This window comes from Desulfuromonas svalbardensis (assembly GCF_055389415.1).
Genome location: NZ_AP042416.1, coordinates 1,930,891 through 1,951,841 on the forward strand (window position 1 = coordinate 1,930,891; position 20,951 = coordinate 1,951,841).

Genomic DNA, 20,951 nt, shown 5'->3' on the forward strand with positions numbered 1-20,951 from the left:
TGCTCTTTGATCTTTACAGGGCTGTTTAGATGTGTTAAGAACTGACAGTATTTAATATTCTAAACCAGAAAACTGAACTTCGTTTTTAGATGAGTTCAAAAGGAGATAGCACAAGTGCTTGCTACAGAAAAAAAACAAGAGATTATCAAAGAATTTCAAGGCAAAGATGGCGATACTGGTTCTTCTGAGGTGCAAATTGCCCTTTTGACCGAGCGTATTACGTATCTAACAGATCACTTCCGTAGCCATAAAAAAGATCATCATTCCCGTCGCGGTTTGTTGAAGATTGTTGGTAAGCGTCGTCGCTTACTCGACTATCTTATCAAAACTGATATTGAGCGTTACCGTTCAATTATCGCACGGTTGGGAATTCGTCGTTAGCAAATGGCAGCAGCTCTTTTTCAAGAGTTGCTGCTTTTTGATTTAAGGTGGCTTTGGAGGATGTCCGGGGAGAATACCTAACCTGATCAACAAGGGTCGGTTGTTCTTGCAGGCCAACCTCCTGTAGCCTTTTTTTTTGTTTAAATTTTTTGAACAAAATAATCGTAACAAGGGCATTTCATTTAGGAATGCAACCAATAGGAGAGCTTTAAATGGCTTATCAAAAAGTTGAGGTTGAATTTAATGGTCAACCCTTAACAATCGAAACAGGTAAAATGGCCCGTCAAGCTGATGGCGCTGTTGTTATAACTTATGGCGAAACAAAAGTACTCTGTACTGTAGTTTCAGGACATAGCATCCGTCCAGGGCAAGATTTCTTCCCACTCACAGTCAACTATCAAGAGAAGTTTTATGCCAGTGGTAAAATCCCTGGTTCTTTCTTCCGTCGTGAGCGTGGTTCAACGGAGCGTGAGACTTTAATTTGTCGTCTCATCGACCGTCCAATGCGTCCGTTGTTTCCTAAAGGATACCTGTTCGAAACTCAGATTATCCCACAGGTTGTTTCAGCTGATTGTGTTAACGATCCTGATACTTTGGCGATCCTTGCAGCTTCTGCTGCTGTGACAATTTCTGATATTCCATTCTGTGGTCCAATCGCTGGTGTTCGTGTTGGTCGTGTTGAGGGTGCATTTATTGCTAACCCAACACTTGAGCAGCAGGAACTAAGTGACATCGATATTATAGTTGCTGGTTCTGCACACGCAGTTATGATGGTTGAGGGTGAAGCAGACCTGATCAGTGAAGATGATATGCTTGAGGCAGTATTCTTCGGCCACAATGCGCTTCAACCATTGATCGAAATGCAGACAAAGCTTGCTGAGCTTGTTGGTACAGTTAAGCGTGAGTTTGTTGTTGCTGAGGTTGATGCTGAACTCGAAGCAAAAATTGTCGATTTAGTGAAAGATCGTGTCCTGAAGGCCGTTGTGATTCGTGCCAAGCAGGAGCGTTATGCCGCTCTTAAAGAGATTCGCAATGATGTTCAAGAGCAACTCGCTGAGGCCTATGAAGGTCGTTCTGGCGAGATCTCAGCAATTATGGGCAGCGTTGAGAAAAAAGTTGTACGTCAAATGGTTACTAAAGACCGTATCCGTATTGATGGCCGCGAGATGAACACTGTTCGTCCTATCAGCTGTGAAGTTGGTCTGTTGCCACGTGCTCATGGTAGTGCACTCTTTACCCGTGGTGAAACACAGGCATTGGTAACGACTACACTTGGTACTGCAAGTGATGATCAACGTATGGATAACATCCAAGGGATGGCGTTCAAGAAGTTTATGTTACATTACAACTTCCCTCCATTCTGTGTTGGTGAAACCAGCATGCGTTTATTCCCAGGTCGTCGTGAGATTGGTCACGGTATGCTTGCTGAGCGTTCAGCTTCTAAAATCATGCCTGACTTTGATGACTTCCCATACACATTGCGTTTGGTTTCAGAAGTACTTGAGTCCAACGGTTCATCGTCCATGGCTTCGGTTTGTGGTGCTTCAATGGCATTGATGGATGCGGGTGTTCCTGTTAAGGATGCTGTTGCTGGTATCGCAATGGGTCTGATCAAAGAGGGTGATGATATTGCCATCCTTTCTGACATCCTTGGTGATGAAGATCATCTTGGTGATATGGACTTTAAAGTTACAGGTACTAGCAACGGTGTTGCTGCCCTGCAAATGGATATTAAAATTGATGGCGTTACACGCGACATCATGCAAAAGGCTCTTGCGCAAGCTAAAGAGGGTCGTTTACATATCCTTGGTGAGATGGCTAAGGCGATCGATTCAACTCGTGATGACCTTTCTCCATACGCACCTCGTATCACAACTGTTCACGTTAAGTCTGACCAAGTTCGTACTGTTATTGGTGCTGGTGGTAAAACTATTCGCGGTATTATCGAAGCGACTGGTTGTGGCATTGATATCGAGGATGATGGTCGTATCAATATTTCATCTAGTGATGGTGCTGCGGCAAAAGAAGCTGCACGTATGATCAAAGAGCTTACCCAGTCTCCAGAGGTTGGTAAGCTTTATAACGGTACCGTTAAAAAGATTATGGATTTCGGCGCATTTGTTGAGATCTTCTCAGGTACTGATGGTCTTGTTCATGTTAGTGAGCTGGCTAAAGAGCGCGTATCTAACGTAACGGATATCCTAAACGAGGGCGATAAAGTTCTTGTTAAGTGTATCGGTGTTGATCGTCAGGGTAAAATCAAATTGTCGCGTAAAGAGGCACTTGGTCAAACTCTCGAAGAGGTATAATATTCAACTTTTTTTCGAGGGAAACCTCGAATAAGCTGGATCGAAATTAGAGTCCCTGTCACCCTCCATGGAGGATGACAGGGACTTTTCTTTTTGGCACTTTTTTGTTTACGGCACAGTCAATGTTATTGCGACTGTTGACGAAAGAGAAGAAACATTGCAAAATGAAAAATGGTAATTACTATAAGTAAACCCTCTCTTTTAAACTGAAAGGGGAGGGGATAAGGATAAGCATGAGTGACGTTGTTGTATCGTTGAAAAAACTTCATCCATCAGCGCGTATTCCACGCTATATGAGTTCTCTTGCCGCAGGATTAGACCTGTGCGCTGTGCTTGATCAGCCTGTCTCGTTGCAGCCAGGTGAGCGGTGTTTGATTCCGACAGGTCTAGCTCTGGCATTGCCTGAGGGCTATGAGGCGCAAATTCGACCTCGCTCTGGTTTGGCTTTACGTGATGGGATCACCCTCGTTAATTCTCCGGGGACGATTGATGCCGATTACCGAGGTGAAATTAAGCTGATTGTGATTAATCATGGTCAAAAGAAAGTGGTCATTGCAGACGGTGAACGCGTAGCGCAAATGGTGATAGCTCCAATAGTGCAAGTGAAACTTGAACAGGTTGAGTCTCTTGATGTTACAGCAAGAGATTGTGGTGGTTTTGGTCATACTGGACGGGAAGGTGAGACATGCAAGTCTTAGAGAGTAATCAAAGTGAAACATTGCAAGAATATCCGTGTGAGTACCTTTTTAAAGCATTTGGCTCATCGCACCCTGATGATAATTTTGCCATGCTCGTCCACGAGGCGATTAATAATGTACTGCCGATCTCCCTTGATGCGATGAAGCATCGACCCAGCAGTAAGGGAACATATCTTTGCGTTACGGTGGTTACTTATTTGCACAATGATGAACAGCGCCAGCGGATCTATACGGCATTACAGTGTATAGAGGGATTGAAATACTTATTATGATGATCTCAATTAATCCCGATAATCCGCAAGCTCGACTCATTAATCAAGTCGTTGGCTGTTTAAATAAAGGTGGAGTGATTGCTTATCCTACTGATACAATTTATGGTGTTGGTTGCGATATCTTCAATAAAAAGGGGATTAAAAAGATCCATCAGATCAAACAACGTGATCCGCGTAAACCGTTCTCCTTTATCTGTTCCGATCTGTCAGAAATTTCTCAATATGCACAGGTGAGTAACCTCGCTTTTAAAATTATGAAGCGTCATCTCCCCGGTCCATATACCTTTGTTCTCGATGCCACGCGTATTGTCCCCGACCTGGTAACCACCAAACAGCGCACCGTTGGTATTCGCATACCTGATAATGAAATTGTCACAGAAATTGTTCGTCAACTTGGTCATCCTCTTGTAACGACAAGCGCTAATGTCTCTGGTGATGAAACCTATCAAGACCCCAGTTATATTGAGCAAGATTGGGGTAACATGCTTGATATGGTTGTTGATGGTGGCCTTCTATATGGCGATCCATCGACAGTGATCAGCTTATGTAACGATAAAGTTGAAGTTTTGCGCCAAGGTTGTGGTGCAACGGATTGGATTCATCAGCTTTAAAACTATGGAGTGTATGTGAAAACTATTACCGTTGTTTTTTATGATCGCGAATTTGCTGGCGAATGGAAATACCCTTTTGATGAAGCCGCGTTAGCGCCTTTTTTTGATGAATTAAATCGAGAACTCTCTCCGTGTGGCGTTAATTTCGAATTTTGTTTAGAACCCAATATCACCCTGCGTATTAACGGTTATGGCGATCTGTTAAATAGTATCCGTGTTCGTTCCCCGCAAGATGGTTTTAGTAGTTTATGCCTTGGCCAGTTTATTGGCCCCAGCCCTGATACCAACCTTCTCGCTGATGTAAAACGTGGTGTACGCCGTGTCGCCTTTTCCCCTGAAAGCATTGTTCCCGATGGCGGTAGTGAGTTATGTCATAATTGTGGCTGTGGTTGTTGAACACTTCATCTCATGCCCCTGATTTTTTATACCATTTTTAGCAATAATTCTTTTAAGCGATAAGGTCTTGCATTTTATTACTAAATTGGTTACTAATTGCGCATCTTTAATTATTTACAAAAGGATGGCTTATGAATTATCCAGTTTGGTTTCTCCCTGAAATTGGGGGAGGTATGTTGATGGCAATCATTGCGATTACTCACGTTTTTATCTCTCACATGGCTGTAGGCGGCGGGTTATATCTCGTTGTGACCGAGATCAAAGCTCGACGTGAAAATGATTACCAAATGTTGGAGTTTGTAAAAAAGCACTCCAAATTTTTTATGCTGGTCTCCATGGTTTATGGTGGAGTGACTGGTGTTGGTATCTGGTTTACCATTGGCCTCATTCAACCCGACGCTACCTCTGAATTGATCCACACATTTGTTTTTGGCTGGGCCGCAGAGTGGGTTTGGTTTCTCGTCGAAATTATCGCATTACTTGTTTATTACTATAAATTTAACACCATGGATGAACGCAACCATATCAAGGTGGGTTGGATCTACTTTGCAGCCGCTTGGTTAAGCCTGTTTTTGATCAATGGTATCATCGGCTTTATGCTCACCCCTGGCGAGTGGATCAACGACCATAATTTTTGGTCGGGTTTCTTCAATCCAACATTCTGGCCATCATTATGGTTCCGCTTTGCTATTGCGACACTGATCGCTGGCGTGTTTGCTTTCTTCACCACTGTTTTTATCGACTCCGAAGCATTTCGCCATAAAATGACCCGCTATACATCGCTTTGGTGTTTGATCTCCACTGCTGTGGCAATACCAACTGGCTATTGGTATCTCAAAGTATTACCACCCATGGCTCAAGAGATTGTCAGTGTTTCGCCAACGATCGCTAACTCAATAAAAGTCGGCGCATTTGCTACAGCGGCCTTTATTATTTTGGTGACCATTTGTACATTATGGCAGCCAAAACTGCATAACCTGATTACGGCCTTTGTTGTCGCAGCGTGCGCGATTTCGATGATGGGATCATTTGAGTGGATTCGAGAAGCAGGTCGGCGTCCTTACGTGATTAGCCAACAACGCTATTCAAACGGTATCCCCGTTGCCCGCGTTGCTGAATTAAATAACGGCTTCTTAGCGCAATCGAAATGGAGTACCGTAACACAAGTTGATGAATCCAACCTTGAGCAAGCGGGTGCCGAACTGTTTAAGTTCCAATGTTATGCCTGTCATACCCTTGATGGGGTGAACAATGATATCCGTATCCGTACCGCTAATAGTACGTTCAATGGCATGGTGAAATATCTAGGCGTGATGCATGAAAAGCGCGCATTTATGCCACCTTTTATTGGTTCAGATATTGAGAAAAGAGCCCTTGCTGCGTACCTTGTTGGCACGTTGCATGGCAAGGAAATTACAGCTTTAGCGACAACTGGTGGCAATGTCGGTCAACAAATTCTCGATGATGAGTGCACCATGTGCCATGGCGCCGATTTAGTCGTTGATTGGGCCGATGGCATGAGCGTAGCTGAGGTAAGCCAAGGGTTGTTAACATTGAGCCAAATTGATAGTTCAATGGAAGACTTCAGCGGCAGCGCTGAACAATTAAATGCTCTTGTTGCGTTACTTACAGGAACTTCAGCTCCTGAAGGTGAAGCGGTCATTGATGCTGGCGCCATGTTGAGTGATGATTGCACCATGTGTCATGACCTTGATATTGTTTACGATTGGGCGGCAGAACTTTCCGAATCGCAAGTGATGGAAGGGTTGCTTAACTTGAGTTCTCTCAATTCAAGCATGGATAATTTTAGTGGTACCGAAACTGAATTAAAGGCTGTAAGTACCTTTATTGTGACTAAAGTAAAAGGAGGAACGCAATGATTTCACTCGTTCCAACTCCCGATCAACTCCCGATGTCCCGTGGTTATTTCGATGCATTGCTACTGTTGACATTTCCACTCCACCTTCTTTTTATGAACGCAATGATTGGTTCTGCCCTGATCGCTTTTTGGTCACATTGGCGAAAAGATCCAGTATCGGAGCGACTTGCTTATCAATTGGCAAAGGCGTTGCCGTTACTCATTGCATTTACCATTAATCTTGGCGTAGCCCCATTGCTTTTCGCTCAAGTGATTTTTGGTCATTACATCTATTCTAGCTCGGTGATAATTGGTGTTTTCTGGCTGTCGATTATTCCCGTATTACTGGTTGTCTACTTCGGCGCTTATCTCTACGACTTTAAATTCTGGTCACTGGGGCGTAAAGGGTTACCTGTCTTAGGCTTAGTGATTGTGCTGATCGGTTGTGTTGGTTTTGTTTTCACCAATAATATGACCCTTATGCTCGATCCCGAGGCATGGAAAGCCTACTTTACTCACTCAGGTGGTGCATACCTGAATCTAAACGAGGCAACCTTGTATCCTCGTTATCTCCATATGATGATCGGTGCTGCAGCCGTAGGTGGACTCGCCGTTGCGTGTTTAAGTCGCTTATGGGTCAAAAATGATGTCGACGTTGCATCACTCGGACTGAACGCGGGTATGCGTTTATTCTTTGTGGCAACCTGTGCTCAACTTGTTGCAGGAATCTGGTTTTTGTTGTCATTGCCAGTCGACATTATGAAGATCTTTATGGGCCGCAGTCCATTAGCCTCAGCGGTCTTTATTGTCGCTCTCGTGGTGGTAATTATGGTTCTTATTACCTCATGGAAGAAAAAACTTGTTGCTAGTGCTGGATTAACGGTTGTTCTGGTTTATTTGATGACTTTCATGCGTGCATTTGTTCGTGAAGCTTATTTAGCAAAAACGTATGTCACACAGACTGTTGAATCGAACGTAGACTACTCGCCATTGATTTTATTTGTTGTGACCTTAGTCATTGGCTTAGCGTTAATTGCATGGATGGTTAAAGTAACCTTGAACACCGATGAGAGTGCATCATGAAAGCAATTAAAGTAGCTGAAGGGGTACATTGGGTCGGCGCTTATGATAAAGATTTAGAGGTGTTTGATGAGTTATACCCGACGGAAAGTGGGACAACTTATAACTCCTTTTTAATTCAGGGTGAGAATAAAACCGTGTTGATCGATACCGTCGATGAGCATTTCTTTGATGAATTTATCGAGAGAATCGAAGAGGTTTGTTCCGTTGCCGACATTGACTTTATTGTGTCAAACCATACCGAACATGACCATTCAGGCAGTATTGAACGGATGCTGGAGTTGAACCCTAAAATTCAGGTGCTTGCATCACGTTCAGGTGAAAAGTTTTTGCAAGAGCAGATCAATAAGCCGATCAACTCGCGCTCCATTAAAGACGGTGAGGAGCTTGATCTCGGTGGTCGTACCTTGCAGTTTATGGTTGTCCCTTTTTTGCATTGGCCCGATACCATGTTCACCTATCTCGTTGAAGATGAAATACTCTTCTCCTGTGATGCTTTTGGTGCGCACCATTGTCCCAAAGATAATCGTATTTTTTGTGATGAGCTTCCTGCTGACATTAGTGTCGATTTCAAGATTTATTTCGATACCATTATCCGTCCATTTAAATCCAACGTTCGCAGTGCACTGGTGAAACTTTCAGACACATCTATTCAGATGGTTTGTCCTTCACATGGACCAATCTATCGCCAAGGGATTGCAGGACTAGTCGATAATTACCAAAGTTGGTCGCAAGAGGTTGAGGCGACCAACGGTAAGCGTATTCTGATGCTTGAGCATTCGCCTCATGGCACCGTAAGGGCAATGGGCGATCGGGTGACCCAGTACCTCGAACAACGTGACTGTTGTGTGGTTCGTTTGGCGGCAATAACTCTCGATGAAGAACAGTTTATGCGTGAGCTTGAGCAATGTGATGCGCTGGTTGTCGCAGCGGCGACGATTAATCGTGATGCCGGGCCTCCTGTGTGGCAGGCATTACGCCTGCTGTCAGCGGTGACACCTAAGAATAAGGTTGCAATCGTTTATGGAGCCTTTGGCTGGAGCGGTGAGGCGGTTAATCTCATTGAGCAACGCCTTGTTGGCCAACGCTATAAACTTGCAGGAGAGGGCGTGCGCTGGCAATTTTCACCAACGCCAGAAGATATTAAAAAATGCCTTAGTTTGGCGGACTCTTTGGTCGATTCTTTGTCAAACTAAACAGAGTACCGTTGGTCAGTAGATAATATAAAGGCCAGTTCTCTATGAGAACTGGCCTTTATCTATTCAGAATCGGTTACAGGGTCGCTGTTAGCCGAGGGGGAGGATCATATACAAGTAGTAGGATAGATCGGCGAAAAGGTTAAAGAACAACAGAGTACCGACAATAATCATCATGACTCCTGTTAGGATCTCCATAATTCGGATATGTTTTTTGAAGCGATTGAAAAAACCAAGAAAACTGTGGAATAGCAAACCCGAGAGCATGAATGGAATACCCAAACCTGCTGAATATACACTCAATAGGGCAATGCCGTGCATGGTGTCACTCGATGTCCCCGCAGCAAGAGCAAGGATTGCTCCTAGGATAGGACCGATACAGGGTGTCCATCCGGCAGCAAAAGCAAGACCAACTAAGTAGCTACCTAGGTATCCGCTGGGTTTGTTGCGAATGGTGACCCGTTTATCTCCTAACAGGACACCAAAGTGAAATAATCCTGTCATATGAATACCAAACAGAAACACCATCACACCGCCGCCGCGTTGTAACCAAACAAGACCTTCCTCCATCGCTGTTTGCACAGAAAATGAAGCCAGCCCTGCAATCGCCCCCAGAGCAATAAACACAGAACTAAAGCCTAAAACAAAAGCGAAGCTATGACTTGCAACCTGTAGTCGCACTTTTGAACTTTGATGATCTTGTTTTAAATCTCCGAAAGAAATACCCGTTATGTAGGTAATAAATGACGGGATGAGGGGGAGAACGCAAGGCGAAAAAAAGGACAATAGTCCTGCACTAAAGGCGATCCAGTAAGTGATGTTAGCCGCTTCGTTAAACATAGGCTCCTTTTTATAGGCTCAGAGTGATGTTAGTATCTTGGTCTTTAATCGACGATGATGGTTCTATCAACTTTAAACGGATTAACACGTACTTGCAACGAATATAGATAAGGATAATCCTGTCGCAAATGCTGAAGATAGTCAAGCCATTGTGTTAGTAATAAACAATAAACACGGTCAGCATCGCCAGACAAGTGGTTTAGATCTGATTGTGGTAAAAGATGAAAGTCATTGCGATAGCTGAGCTCCTGCTCAAAGTGAAATACGGCCAATAACATTTCTGAAAATTCGCCATGTTCCAATACTGCTGGGTTCTCAAGCAGCCGTACCAATAACGGTTTATTGTGGGGTAGTTGTTGAGCCATCTTGGCCATCACCACATCTGCATCTGCCAAGACAAGTGAAAGTTCTTTAGTATACTCTTTTAAAGCAATAAAGTTTTGAGTTTCCCATTGTGAATTAAACTCAAACCGTTTTTTTTCATACGAGTCACTAGGTAGATGGTTGACTAAGTGCTGTAGCAATTGATTGCCTGTTTCATCAAAAAACAGGCCAACCAGGATGTGAAGTTTCCTCCGTTTGTGCTCATCTTCTCGGCGATTGAGCATCATCTCTGTCGCTTGCGCCACAACAACCAAGAAGGTGATGGCACCAAATACAATAAAGAAAACGGCTCCTACTCGGCCAGCCAGTGTTTGCGGCAGTATGTCGCCGTACCCTACGCTGGACATGGTGACGATACTGAAATAGATCGCTTCACCATAACTGAGATCTTCAGCAACCATAAAATAGACTGTGCTAAGTACGATCACGGCGATCAGGGTTATTAAGGCGTTACGCAGTTGCTGGGGTGTTGTGTTTTTCATCGAAGTTATTCCCAGAGTATAGGTATTGATAGAGACAAGTACGATGGTTAAATACCATAAAAAAAACGATTGAAACAGAGCAGAGTCATAATTCAATTATCGCATGCAAAGCACTCTTTTAACTAATTCGGCATTAGTTATGCAATCCGTTACTCTAACAACTGGTTGCACAATGATGTGCATGTCAATTTATGTAGCACGAATCAATGAAATTCACTTGAGGAGTTACAAATGAAGGTTGCACTTGTTGTTGATGATGAACCATTAATCCGTTGTAAAGTGTTAGAACTATTACAGAACTATGGTTTTGATCAAATACTTGAAGCCGAGAATGGCCAACAAGCTGTGCTACTTGCCGTGGCTCATAAGCCTGTGTTGATTGTTATGGACGTAACAATGCCTGTCATGAATGGCATCACCGCTGCAAAAAAAATAGGCATTGAGGCTCCTGCGCCGATTGTATTGCTCACCGGTAATGCTGATTCAGAGACTGTAAATCAAGCCCGTGAAGCGGGGGTAATGAACTATTTATTGAAACCTTTTCGTGATGAGCAGTTGTTTCCTGCCGTAGAATTGGCCATGCATCAATTTATGGCTGCAACAACGTTGCGTGATCAAGTGCAAAAGCTTGAAGATACCCTTGAAACACGTAAATTGGTCGATAAAGCTAAAGGGGTACTGATGGGCACAGGGTTAAATGAACCTGATGCGTACCGCAAAATACAGAAGTTGGCCATGAGTAAGCGAAAAACACTCAAAGAGGTCGCTGAGGCTATTTTGATGATGGCTGAGTAATCATTATATCAGTGCTTGAAGTGAATTAATGTAATTTCTTGAAGTGATGGTTATTGGTGGTCAGTATGAGGTGGAGGTACAGATAGGTGGTTGATATCATAAACGATGAAACACAGCAAAAACGTCTGTTACGAGCTTATCATGCAATTGGTAATGAACTGATATCCATGACCTCACAGCCGAAACTTTTAAATAAAATTTTACAAATTGCTGAAGATGTTTTTCATTTTGATAATGCGATTATCCGTTTATTGACTGAAGATGGCTCAGAGTTGGAACTTGCCGCATCCTATGGTTATCCCCCCTCGGCACAGCAGCAGAAAATACATGTTGGACAAGGGGTGATGGGAACTGTTGCCGCCAGCGGAAAGCCGTTATTGATCAACAATATTCGTGAACATCTAGATTATATCGAAGGGATTGCTGGTGCCAACAGTGCCTTATGCGTGCCGTTGATTGCACGCGATCATGTTATTGGCGTGTTTAACGTAGAAAGTCCTCGATTTAACGCCTTTGGGCAACATGATGCCGAGGCATTACTTACCGTTGCCACGCAAGCGGCCATCGCCATTGAAAACGCTCGGCTCTATACTCGTACGACCCAATTGAAGCAACGTTATCGTGAGTTACATCAATTCAATGATCGTATTTTGCAGAGCACAAACCTTGGTATTTATACCTTAGATGCCAACTTGTGCATCACGTCGTGGAATAACCGTATGGAAAAAGTAAGTCGTATGACAGAGGATCAGGTACTCGGTCGGCCTCTGTTAACGCTTTTTCCGGTTTTGGCTGAAGAGGGCTTTGATGATCGTCTCAATCTTGTTTTGAAAACAGGTCAGGCCGAAAAGGTTCAATTGATTCATTACAACCTTAAAGGGGAGCGGCGGGTTCAAAAAAGGCGTTTAAGTCCCTTGAAAGATGGCAGTACAACGACAGGTGTGGTGATTGTTGTTGAGGATATTACTGAATTTAAAGGTCTGCTCGATCAAATGGTTCAGGCAGAAAAGTTAGCTGAAATAGGCCGTTTAAGTAGTGGTATCGCCCATGAGATCAATAATCCTCTCGCAGTTATTGCTTATGCCACCCAACTGCTCTTACGCGAAGAGGATCAACCCGATTTTCATATTGAATTGCTACAACGGGTAGATAGTGAAGTGGAGCGGTTGCAGGCGCTTACGGGTGGGCTTCTTGGTTTTTCCCGCAGTGGTGGTATGGATAAAACCACTGTCAACGTCAACGAAATTCTTGATCAAGTTCTTACATTGATCGGTTATCAAATCGAACGTAATGAACATAAGGTGGTTAAAAAATACGCCGATGGCGCAGATATCTTAGCTGATGGAAATCAATTAAAACAGGTGGTGATCAATCTTATTATGAACGCTGTGCAAGCCATGTCATCAGCAGGTACGTTGACACTGGAAACCATCTGTGAGGATTACAGTGTTGAGATCATTATCTCTGATACCGGCAGTGGTGTTGAGGAATCGATTAAAGAAAAAATATTTGAGCCTTTTTACACTACAAAACCTGAAGGTGAAGGAACGGGGCTTGGTCTTTATCTGTGCCGAAAAATTATTCAAGATCATCAAGGGTCCATAACCTTTGATTCAACTCAAGGCGTTGGCAGCCGCTTTATCATTCAACTACCATACCATTCACGATAGTGTTGACTCCGTACTGCTTATTAACTAGTCAGTACTTATCGGTCTGTGTATTAGATTTAAGCAGTTTTGGCTTGAGAACCTATCTTCTCATTTTCAGAAAGTGCGCTGAAGCCTTATATAATGCGTTCTCGTAAAATAATAAGATCTTGGCACATCGTATGCAATATCTACAGACGTAACCAATAATAAAGAGAGATGATAAAAAGAGTTCACCTTGCACTGGATTGAAACCTTAGTGCAAAGGGTATCATAAAAATTTAAGTACAATTTATCCTGTCGCAACAATGGCGTTGTAGACGAGATTAGGCTAGAGCAAAGGCGCTCTGACCCTCAGTAATGAGGTCAGGGCGCCTTTTTGTTTTTAATCTGCAACAGGAGAACCAGGATATGAAAAAAATTGAATGCATCATTAAGCCGTTCAAGCTCGATGACGTTAAAAATGTGATTACCGATCTCGGTATCGCAGGCATGACAGTCAGTGAAGTACGAGGATTCGGTCGCCAAAAAGGGCACAGCGAACTCTATCGCGGTGCTGAATACCAGATCGATTTTATCCCTAAAGTTAAAATTGAACTCGTTGTCGCAGATGATCAGGTTGCTGATCTCGTCAGTGGTATTCGAAAAGCAGCCTGCACGGGCCGCATTGGCGATGGCAAAATCTTTGTTATGGCTGTGGAAGAATCTGTACGGATTCGAACTGGCGAAACAGCTGACGATTCACTGTAATCTGAACGACTTTATCTAGACCAATTGAGATTAATTTGAAGATAGGAGATCAAACAATGAAGAAATTGAAATTTATCGCATTAGCAGTCGTACTGCTCGCGCTACCGGCCTTGGCCTTTGCTGAAGAAGAAGCCGTTTCAGAACTGACTTATATCCTCAACACTTTTTCCTTTCTGATCAGTGGTGTTTTGGTCATGTGGATGGCAGCAGGTTTTGCCATGCTCGAAGCAGGTTTAGTTCGCTCAAAGAACGTTGCAACGATTTGCTTAAAGAATATTTCACTTTTCGGTATCGCTGGCATTTTGTTTTATGTGGTCGGTTACAACCTCATGTACATGAATGTCGATGGTGGCTTCATGGGTAGCTTTGCCGTGTGGGCTCCTGATGATGTGGCTGCCCTAGCAGGCGATTATTCAGCCGGCTACTCTTCAGGCTCTGACTGGTTTTTCCAGATGGTATTTTGTGGTGCAGCCTGTTCCGTTGTTTCAGGTTGTGTTGCTGAGCGGATCAAACTGTGGTCGTTCCTACTGTTCTGCGTGGCCCTTACCGGTTTGATCTACCCAATTCAAGGTTCATGGGTTTGGGGTGGCGGTTGGTTAGCTGAGATGGGTTTCTCTGACTATGCAGGTTCAACGCTGGTTCACTCTGTTGGTGGCTGGGCGGCACTCACAGGCGCTATTATTCTTGGTGCCCGTAAAGGTAAGTATGGTCGCGATGGTCGTGTTAACCCAATCCCCGGTTCAAACATCCCCATGGCAACGCTCGGTAGTTTTATTCTGTGGATGGGGTGGTTCGGTTTCAACGGTGGTAGTGCCTTAGCATTAGGTGTTGCATCATCAGCAATCGAGCAAGGAAACGTTTATATCAATACCAACCTTGCAGCCTGTGGCGGCATGATCGCCTCAATGATCGCCGTACAATTGATGTACAAAAAGACTGACGTTACCATGGCTCTTAACGGCGCGTTGGCAGGTTTGGTAAGTATCACAGCAAGCCCTGCTGCTCCTTCACCGGGGGCGGCAATTCTTATCGGTGCTGTCGGTGGTGTATTGGTTGTCTACGCTATCCCATTCTTTGACAAGCTTAAAATTGATGATGTCGTCGGCGCATTGTCTGTTCACTTAGTCTGCGGTATTTGGGGCACCTTGGCGGTCCCATTCTGTGCCGAGGGAACCAGCTTTGTTACTCAGTTGATCGGTGTTGTTTCAATCGGTGCCTTTGTCATCATCACCAGTTCTATTGTTTGGTTAACTCTGAAATTCACCATCGGTATCCGTTGTGACGAAGAAGATGAGTTCCGTGGCCTTGATATCGCTGAGATCGGTATGGAAGCCTACCCAGACTTCCAACACGTCAACACCAAGTAGTCGTCAATTAAGTTCCCCTTCCCTGACATGGGGTAGGGAAGGGGAACTTAAAAAATATCTTAACTGCCACAGATTTCTTGCTAACTATTTATGAAATCATTAACTAAGAAAAATGGAGAGTAAATATGAAAAAATGTAATGCTATTCTTATTGGTTTTAGTCTACTTCTCGTTGGACTCTGTTCAACAGCTTCAGCAGCAGTTGAGGTTTCAGGTGATGTGTATGCTGGCGTAAGCGATAAGTACTTATGGCGTGGTTTTGATCTGAGCGGCAGCGAAGCCGTTGCTCAAGGTGGTATGGATATCTCGGCGGGGAACTTCACTTTCAGCTACTGGAATAATCTGCAACTTGGTACCGATGTAGGCGAAGGCTTACAATCTGGTGAGTCAACTGAGACAGATATCATAATCGATTACAGCACTGACCTAAGTGACCTCGTTGCCATCAGTGTTGGTAATATCTTCTATCAACTCGACGGGGATCTAGATGATACCAATGAGCTTTATCTTGCCCTCTCTCTAAATACGATTCTTAGTCCTGCATTTACCGTCTACTACGATTGGGATGCGGCTGATGAAACAGGTCTCTTTTACACCCTAGCTGTTGGTCACGATATCGCGTTGACTGAAGCATTAAGTCTAAGCCTTGGCGCTCTAGCAAGTTACAATCAATCAAGTGATTACGCCGTTGGTGACTACGATGAATTCCATGACTATGAGTTGAGTGCAGGTCTCGATTTCACAGTGACTGAGGCGATTAGTATTGGTGCTTCATTTATCTTCTCTGAAGGTCTAAGTGATGAAGCCCGTGATGCCATCGATTCTGAAATGGCGACAGCGATGTCTGTTGCTTTCAGCTTCTAAAATGGTTTGATAGATTCCTGCTGCTCGGCAGTAGGCGTTTGTGGAAATAGGGCCGTCAACCAGTTTGGTTGGCGGCCTTTTATATTTAGGGGGGAATGAATTTAAAGGTCTTTTAGGCTAGTTGGTGGTTAATTTAATTGGAAAATTAATCTCGAAACGACTTCACGAAAGTTGGTCTAACGGTCTGGATAATGGGAGCTATTTTGATGTTATTACCTGTTGTTAGTTGCGTCTTGTGGTTTTTCGTCGATGTAATTAGTTCATGGATAATATTAAGGTTTTCGGCTAGGGAATTCTTGTTTTTAGGGGGGGTTGTCATGGTGAAGATTGATAAAAAGAGTGATCGCTATGTGAGTTGTAAAGGGATTTAGTGTGGAAAAAATTCTGCCAAGCTGATGGGTTTGTTACGCAACTACATTGATGATTCGAGTAATAACAACGCATTTCTGGGGTAAATTTAGAGGGCTTCTTGTTGGTGCTGAAAGTGGTAACGGGAAGGATTTTTTGCTTTTGATTCGTGTTGAGTTTATACCCTATCCAGAACCATCATTCCTTTTTTGTTTTAATTGATTCCCTTGACAATATTAGTTCTGTGTCGGTAGTGTGTGGCTGAGTTTATTAGCCTGTGTTTATTGTTTAAGTTTCAGGTTAATAGAAAGAATCTATTGATATGGTATTAGGTAGAATAATGTTGGATATATTCTGGCTAACACGCTGTTGGGCAAAAAAAGGACGATATAAAAATGGATTTATTGAAAACTTTATATGGTGAGATAGGGGCTCCATTTCCAATTTTCTCATTGATTGTCGCTTCTATTGTTGGTGCAACTTTTTTCGGTGGTAGTTGGTGGCTAATTGGTAAGCAATACAATAAAGAAGTTGGCACGCAACCTTCAACTATTCAGGTAGAATTAGAAAAACAACGACCTACAGCAATCAAAATCATCGGGGGAAAAAACATAACCCTAACAAACAATGTAGGGATTGGCGATATGGATCTAATACACGCAGAAAATGTTGAAAATTTAGATGCTGGCGGAAATATTTTAATCAACCCCACCGACATAAAATAATAATGCCCAACCATAAAATCAACCGGACGGAAGATACGTCTGCTACTTAATCCGAATAATTTGGTGGTGTGCGAAAGTCAGTCTGCCGCCGGTTATCAAAAAACGTTATTAAAAAAATGGTTAGGTCTTGAAGTGCAATATGTTTAAGGGATAACCAGCGAAGGCTGCAAACCCTCTACTGATTAATAAACCTATTAAACACAACAAAGCCGATTCGGGGAGGCATCCGAATCGGCTTTATTTATTTGTATCTAGGAAGAAAGGAGATTTATCAAGTCTCGCCTGCCACAACAAGCCTTGATGGTTGTTACTCTACCGAAACGGTTGTCGTTCGACCACGGTTATAGCCGTATTTGTTTGATTGATGATCCACGTAATGGTGATGTGTAGAAGCGCAGTGTGGAGTGTCAATTAGAGCCTGTGTGATGTGATCAATTCGGAGATGTGGATAATAACGAACATTTGCTCAACTAAGCGGGGTTGCGCCCGATGGTGTTTACTTGGCGTGTTGCAATGACCAGTTGAATCAATCGCATCCAAAAGTATGCAAAACATGCCCCGCAGTTGCCTTGCCCTTCGGGTTCCCTCACTCCAATCGCTTACAGCAGAGCGTGCCAAAAAACTCGCTACGCTCAAACAGTTTTGGCACAAGCGGCTCTGCTGACGCTCATTGCGTTCGGCTGCGCCAAGTGGGGGAGGTTGGTGCTAGATAACATTAAAAAAACGTCGGACAATGCCCGACCTACGGATTGTTCATCCACTGCTAAGTGGTCACCGACCACATGAGTGCTACGCCGCGCTACAGCTATTTCCTCACATGTAACAATTCATGTTCCACTTCAAAAGTTGAGAGCCACCCTGAACCAAATCCCTCTATGCCAGATCAACGAAGTTACACCGATTTGGAGGTCGAGAGGCCGACGAACCGCCAAGCTAGCGCAAGTGGGAAACAGACTCATTGTCGGTTAGGTTAGGGTCATCCCGTAGGGCAAGATTTTAAGGCCATTTCTTTGCACCCTTTCTTTGGGGCCTTGCAAAGAAAGAGTGTCGCAGGGGGAGGGCGAGACCTCGCGAACTTGATCTTTGCTTTGAGGTTTTAAAGAGTGATCTAGGTACTGCTGCGGGGCGAAACCGCGAACTTGACCTAGTTTTTGAAAATGAAAAGTAAATATCCATAAAACGCAACAAAGCCGATTCGGGGAGGTATCCGAATCGGCTTTGTTTATTTTATATCTAGGAAGAAAGGAGGTTTATCAAGTCTCGCCTGCCACAACAAGCCTTGATGGTTGTTACTTTAACAAAGCGAGTTTTGATCGACCACCGTAAGAGCCGTATTTGTTTGATTGATGATCCACATGGTTATCATGTGCAATTGCACAGTGTGGACCTGATCAACACTCTTCTCCTGTCAAAAAATAGAACCACATCATGATCTGCCAACAGCAAAGCTAATCTCTCTGACCCTTGACGACCTAACGTAATTGACTGAGGCTTTTCTCGGCATAGCGACGAATTTTACGACTACTTGCCGTCTCGGCAACGGTGCCTAAGGTCGCGGCGAAGCGTTGATCGCCAGTGCTAGCCAATGCCTTACACAACCAGGCCATGGCATCGCTATGAATGTTATCCGCCGCTTTGTTATTATAGTTCTGCAACAGGCACTGCTCAGCAGCGCTAGCCATATAGGCACTATCACGATAGTGATGATATAAGTTCTTTGCTGCATTACGGATATCGACCGATGAGGCCGAAGCAAACATTGCTGCATAGCGCTTCTCTTCGGCGCTGGCATTTGCCGGAGCTTTAAGTGGTGTTACAACCTTTTTACTCGGCTTTGCAACGGCGACTGGTGCAGCGGTTCGAGCAACCGCTGGTGCTGGCTTCTCTTTCTTCAGAGTCATCCGTAATGTCCGCGTTTCTCCCGCCTTCAGGGAGATCCACTCCAGATACTTGATATGGCCGGGAGCTGTTACCTCAACATGGTAGCGGCCCGCCTTAAGTTCAATGCCCTGCTTAAATTTTGGTTTAATATTCAGGATGCGGATTCGAGCTGTAGTTGGTGATGATTTAACCTTGAGCTGGGCAACCTTCACCAGTGGTGGGGGCGTCTGTTTTGCCTGCATTTGAGTTGCCTGCGTCTGTTCTTCTTGCGGAGTAGACATTGCCAACTTGGTGGTTGGTGGATTTTCTACGGCTGTTGTTGTACCGACCAGCACACGTGAATCGACTTTTAAATTGGGAGCGATACGGTAACAGGTTGCCATATCGGCTCGCGCCTCATCAGGATTGACCTGTTCAAATCTAAGATGGCCGACCATCACTTTCAGCCGCACAAAGTAAACTTGTCCGGACTTGGCATTGACTGTCGCTGGTGTGGTTTTAAAAATGCCAAACTGTTTCGGGGTAAAGGTGTAAGTTCCAGGTTTAACGGAGATTGGGAAATAGCTGAGTTCAAACAACATTTTTACCACTGAGGTATCATTTAGTTTTACACCAGGATTCGTCCCTGCCGTCATCACCCCGCGGGTCCGGTAAACATAAATAACCGCTTTGTCAGTGTCTGGTGCCACAGATCGGGTAAATTGTGGTCCACGGCCAGTTGTCAGGCAGCCAGAAATCAAGGTAACGGACAGCAGGACAACTACAAGAATAAACAGTTTAATCTTTGCGAACATTGGAACTCCTAGCTAAGAGGGCTTCATCTACAAATAAATATTTTCACAACGACGCTAACTCTACGGTGCGCGAAGGATTTAGTCAACGTGTTGCCAATGCCAAAATGAGGAGACTCATTGTATTTAGAAAAAAAGGGGGCCAGTCTGCTAGTGACTAATATATCGATAAAACGCAACAAAGCCGATTCGGGGAGGCATCCGAATCGGCTTTGTTTATTTTATATCTAGGAAGTAAGGAGGTTTATCAAGTCTCGCCTACCACAACAAGCCTTGATGGGTGTTACTTTAGCAAAGTGATTTTTGTTCAACCACCGTAAGAGCCGTATTTGTTTGATTGATGATCCACATGGTTATGATGTGCAGATACGCAGTGTGGAGTGTGGTTGTTGTGAATTTGAGTGTGCGGAATCTGATCTGCATTGTATGGCTGGTAATAACAATCATTGGTTGAAGTAAAGCGGGGGGCGCAATTGTCTTATTTTTCGGGGCCCCTTTCTTCAATCGCTTACTGTCGTTCATTGCGTTCGGGTGCTGCAAATGGGGGAGTTTTGTGTTAAATAATCACTAGTGAGAAACACCACGCTAACAGTTGCCGGACAATGCCCGACCTACGATTCGGAATTGTACATTCAACGAAAAGCGATCATTTCAACAAAAGTAAAGATTACGTTATTTCAGGAGGAGCAAGGTATCGGATGGAGTATTTCAACAGCTACAATGAGGGGCTAGAATTTAAAAATATACAATTGAATGACGCAGAAATCATTGATACCGAATTTTATTGTTGTCGCTTTATTGAATGTAATTTTTCGAGAACAACATTTAGAAAATGCCGATTTGAAGATTGTGTATTTACAGAATGCAATCTTAGCCTAATCATCCCTAAGTATTGTTCTTTTGTTGATGTTGACTTTAAAAATAGCAAGGCAATTGGTATTAATTGGTCGGAGGCGGCAATACCACTTAGTGTTAATTTTCACTCTTGTACCATTGACTCATCATCTTTTTTCAATTTAAACATTTCACAAATAATAATAAAAAATTGCAGTTCAAGAGAGGTTGACTTCACTGAGGCAAATTTGACCAAGGGAGATCTCACGACAACAGATTTTCTCAATAGTCGTTTTTCAAAAACAAACTTAACGCGAGCAGATCTTCGAAACGCAATTAATTACGACATTAACCCTGCATATAATCTTCTAAAAAAAACCAGATTTTCTACTCCTGAAGTTATTTCATTACTTTCTGGGCTTGATATCGTTTTGGATTAATCAA

At 43.7% G+C, this 20,951-nt stretch carries 19 protein-coding genes; 16 read left to right on the forward strand and 3 right to left on the reverse strand.

What is annotated here, in order from left to right; genetic code table 11:
• Window positions 1-114 precede the first annotated feature (114 nt).
• The 9 genes from rpsO (at window position 115) to ACZ5KY_RS08835 (ending at window position 8,801) form a co-directional block, all read left to right on the forward strand.
• Window positions 115-381 carry a 30S ribosomal protein S15 gene (gene rpsO, locus ACZ5KY_RS08795; protein ID WP_464243522.1) on the forward strand — a complete coding sequence of 89 codons (267 nt, stop codon included), beginning with the start codon at window positions 115-117 and terminating at the stop codon, window positions 379-381.
• 212 nt (window positions 382-593) lie between these two features.
• A complete protein-coding gene (pnp, locus tag ACZ5KY_RS08800; RefSeq protein ID WP_464243523.1) occupies window positions 594-2,690 on the forward strand; it encodes a polyribonucleotide nucleotidyltransferase in 2,097 nt (698 codons plus the stop codon).
• Window positions 2,691-2,923: 233 nt separating this feature from the next.
• Entirely contained in the window at window positions 2,924-3,388 is a 465-nt protein-coding gene (gene dut / locus ACZ5KY_RS08805) for a dUTP diphosphatase (RefSeq protein ID WP_464243524.1), read from the forward strand.
• Entirely contained in the window at window positions 3,376-3,660 is a 285-nt protein-coding gene (locus tag ACZ5KY_RS08810; RefSeq protein WP_464243525.1) for a YbeD family protein, read from the forward strand. Before dut ends, ACZ5KY_RS08810 begins: the two co-directional genes overlap by 13 nt.
• Window positions 3,657-4,271 (forward strand): L-threonylcarbamoyladenylate synthase, encoded by a 615-nt coding sequence (locus ACZ5KY_RS08815; RefSeq protein WP_464243526.1) that lies wholly within the window; start codon window positions 3,657-3,659, stop codon window positions 4,269-4,271. The genes ACZ5KY_RS08810 and ACZ5KY_RS08815 overlap by 4 nt, the downstream gene beginning before the upstream one ends.
• A 15-nt stretch (window positions 4,272-4,286) precedes the next feature.
• Window positions 4,287-4,667, forward strand: a complete 381-nt coding sequence (locus ACZ5KY_RS08820) for a hypothetical protein (protein ID WP_464243527.1) — start codon at window positions 4,287-4,289, stop codon at window positions 4,665-4,667.
• A gap of 131 nt (window positions 4,668-4,798) precedes the next feature.
• Entirely contained in the window at window positions 4,799-6,547 is a 1,749-nt protein-coding gene (locus ACZ5KY_RS08825) for a cytochrome ubiquinol oxidase subunit I (protein WP_464243528.1), read from the forward strand.
• Window positions 6,544-7,608, forward strand: coding sequence for a hypothetical protein (locus ACZ5KY_RS08830; protein WP_464243529.1), 1,065 nt, complete (start codon window positions 6,544-6,546; stop codon window positions 7,606-7,608). Before ACZ5KY_RS08825 ends, ACZ5KY_RS08830 begins: the two co-directional genes overlap by 4 nt.
• On the forward strand, window positions 7,605-8,801 hold the full coding sequence (locus tag ACZ5KY_RS08835; protein ID WP_464243530.1) for an FprA family A-type flavoprotein: 1,197 nt from the start codon (window positions 7,605-7,607) through the stop codon (window positions 8,799-8,801). The genes ACZ5KY_RS08830 and ACZ5KY_RS08835 overlap by 4 nt, the downstream gene beginning before the upstream one ends.
• 90 nt (window positions 8,802-8,891) lie before the next feature.
• Here ACZ5KY_RS08835 and ACZ5KY_RS08840 read toward each other — a convergent pair whose 3' ends face one another.
• Window positions 8,892-9,641, reverse strand: a complete 750-nt coding sequence (locus tag ACZ5KY_RS08840) for a cytochrome c biogenesis CcdA family protein (protein ID WP_464243531.1) — start codon at window positions 9,639-9,641, stop codon at window positions 8,892-8,894.
• 44 nt (window positions 9,642-9,685) lie between these two features.
• Entirely contained in the window at window positions 9,686-10,507 is an 822-nt protein-coding gene (locus tag ACZ5KY_RS08845) for a potassium channel family protein (RefSeq protein ID WP_464243532.1), read from the reverse strand.
• Window positions 10,508-10,738: 231 nt separating this feature from the next.
• Between ACZ5KY_RS08845 and ACZ5KY_RS08850 the strand changes: the two genes are divergently transcribed.
• From ACZ5KY_RS08850 to ACZ5KY_RS08875, 6 genes are all read left to right on the forward strand, one after another.
• Window positions 10,739-11,302, forward strand: a complete 564-nt coding sequence (locus ACZ5KY_RS08850) for an ANTAR domain-containing response regulator (protein ID WP_464243533.1) — start codon at window positions 10,739-10,741, stop codon at window positions 11,300-11,302.
• A gap of 86 nt (window positions 11,303-11,388) precedes the next feature.
• Window positions 11,389-12,972 (forward strand): ATP-binding protein, encoded by a 1,584-nt coding sequence (locus tag ACZ5KY_RS08855; protein ID WP_464243534.1) that lies wholly within the window; start codon window positions 11,389-11,391, stop codon window positions 12,970-12,972.
• 387 nt (window positions 12,973-13,359) lie between these two features.
• Window positions 13,360-13,698 carry a P-II family nitrogen regulator gene (locus ACZ5KY_RS08860; protein ID WP_464243535.1) on the forward strand — a complete coding sequence of 113 codons (339 nt, stop codon included), beginning with the start codon at window positions 13,360-13,362 and terminating at the stop codon, window positions 13,696-13,698.
• 56 nt (window positions 13,699-13,754) lie between these two features.
• Window positions 13,755-15,065, forward strand: a complete 1,311-nt coding sequence (locus tag ACZ5KY_RS08865) for an ammonium transporter (RefSeq protein ID WP_464243536.1) — start codon at window positions 13,755-13,757, stop codon at window positions 15,063-15,065.
• A 125-nt stretch (window positions 15,066-15,190) separates the two neighbouring features.
• Complete coding sequence (locus tag ACZ5KY_RS08870) at window positions 15,191-15,928, forward strand: TorF family putative porin (RefSeq protein WP_464243537.1); 738 nt, start codon at window positions 15,191-15,193, stop codon at window positions 15,926-15,928.
• 743 nt (window positions 15,929-16,671) lie between these two features.
• Window positions 16,672-17,001 carry a hypothetical protein gene (locus ACZ5KY_RS08875; RefSeq protein ID WP_464243538.1) on the forward strand — a complete coding sequence of 110 codons (330 nt, stop codon included), beginning with the start codon at window positions 16,672-16,674 and terminating at the stop codon, window positions 16,999-17,001.
• Between the two features lie 1,472 nt (window positions 17,002-18,473).
• Here the strand turns inward: ACZ5KY_RS08875 and ACZ5KY_RS08880 are convergent.
• A complete protein-coding gene (locus ACZ5KY_RS08880) occupies window positions 18,474-19,676 on the reverse strand; it encodes a DUF2846 domain-containing protein (RefSeq protein ID WP_464243539.1) in 1,203 nt (400 codons plus the stop codon).
• A 695-nt stretch (window positions 19,677-20,371) separates the two neighbouring features.
• Here ACZ5KY_RS08880 and ACZ5KY_RS08885 point away from each other — a divergent pair.
• A complete protein-coding gene (locus tag ACZ5KY_RS08885; protein WP_464243540.1) occupies window positions 20,372-20,947 on the forward strand; it encodes a pentapeptide repeat-containing protein in 576 nt (191 codons plus the stop codon).
• Window positions 20,948-20,951 lie beyond the last annotated feature (4 nt).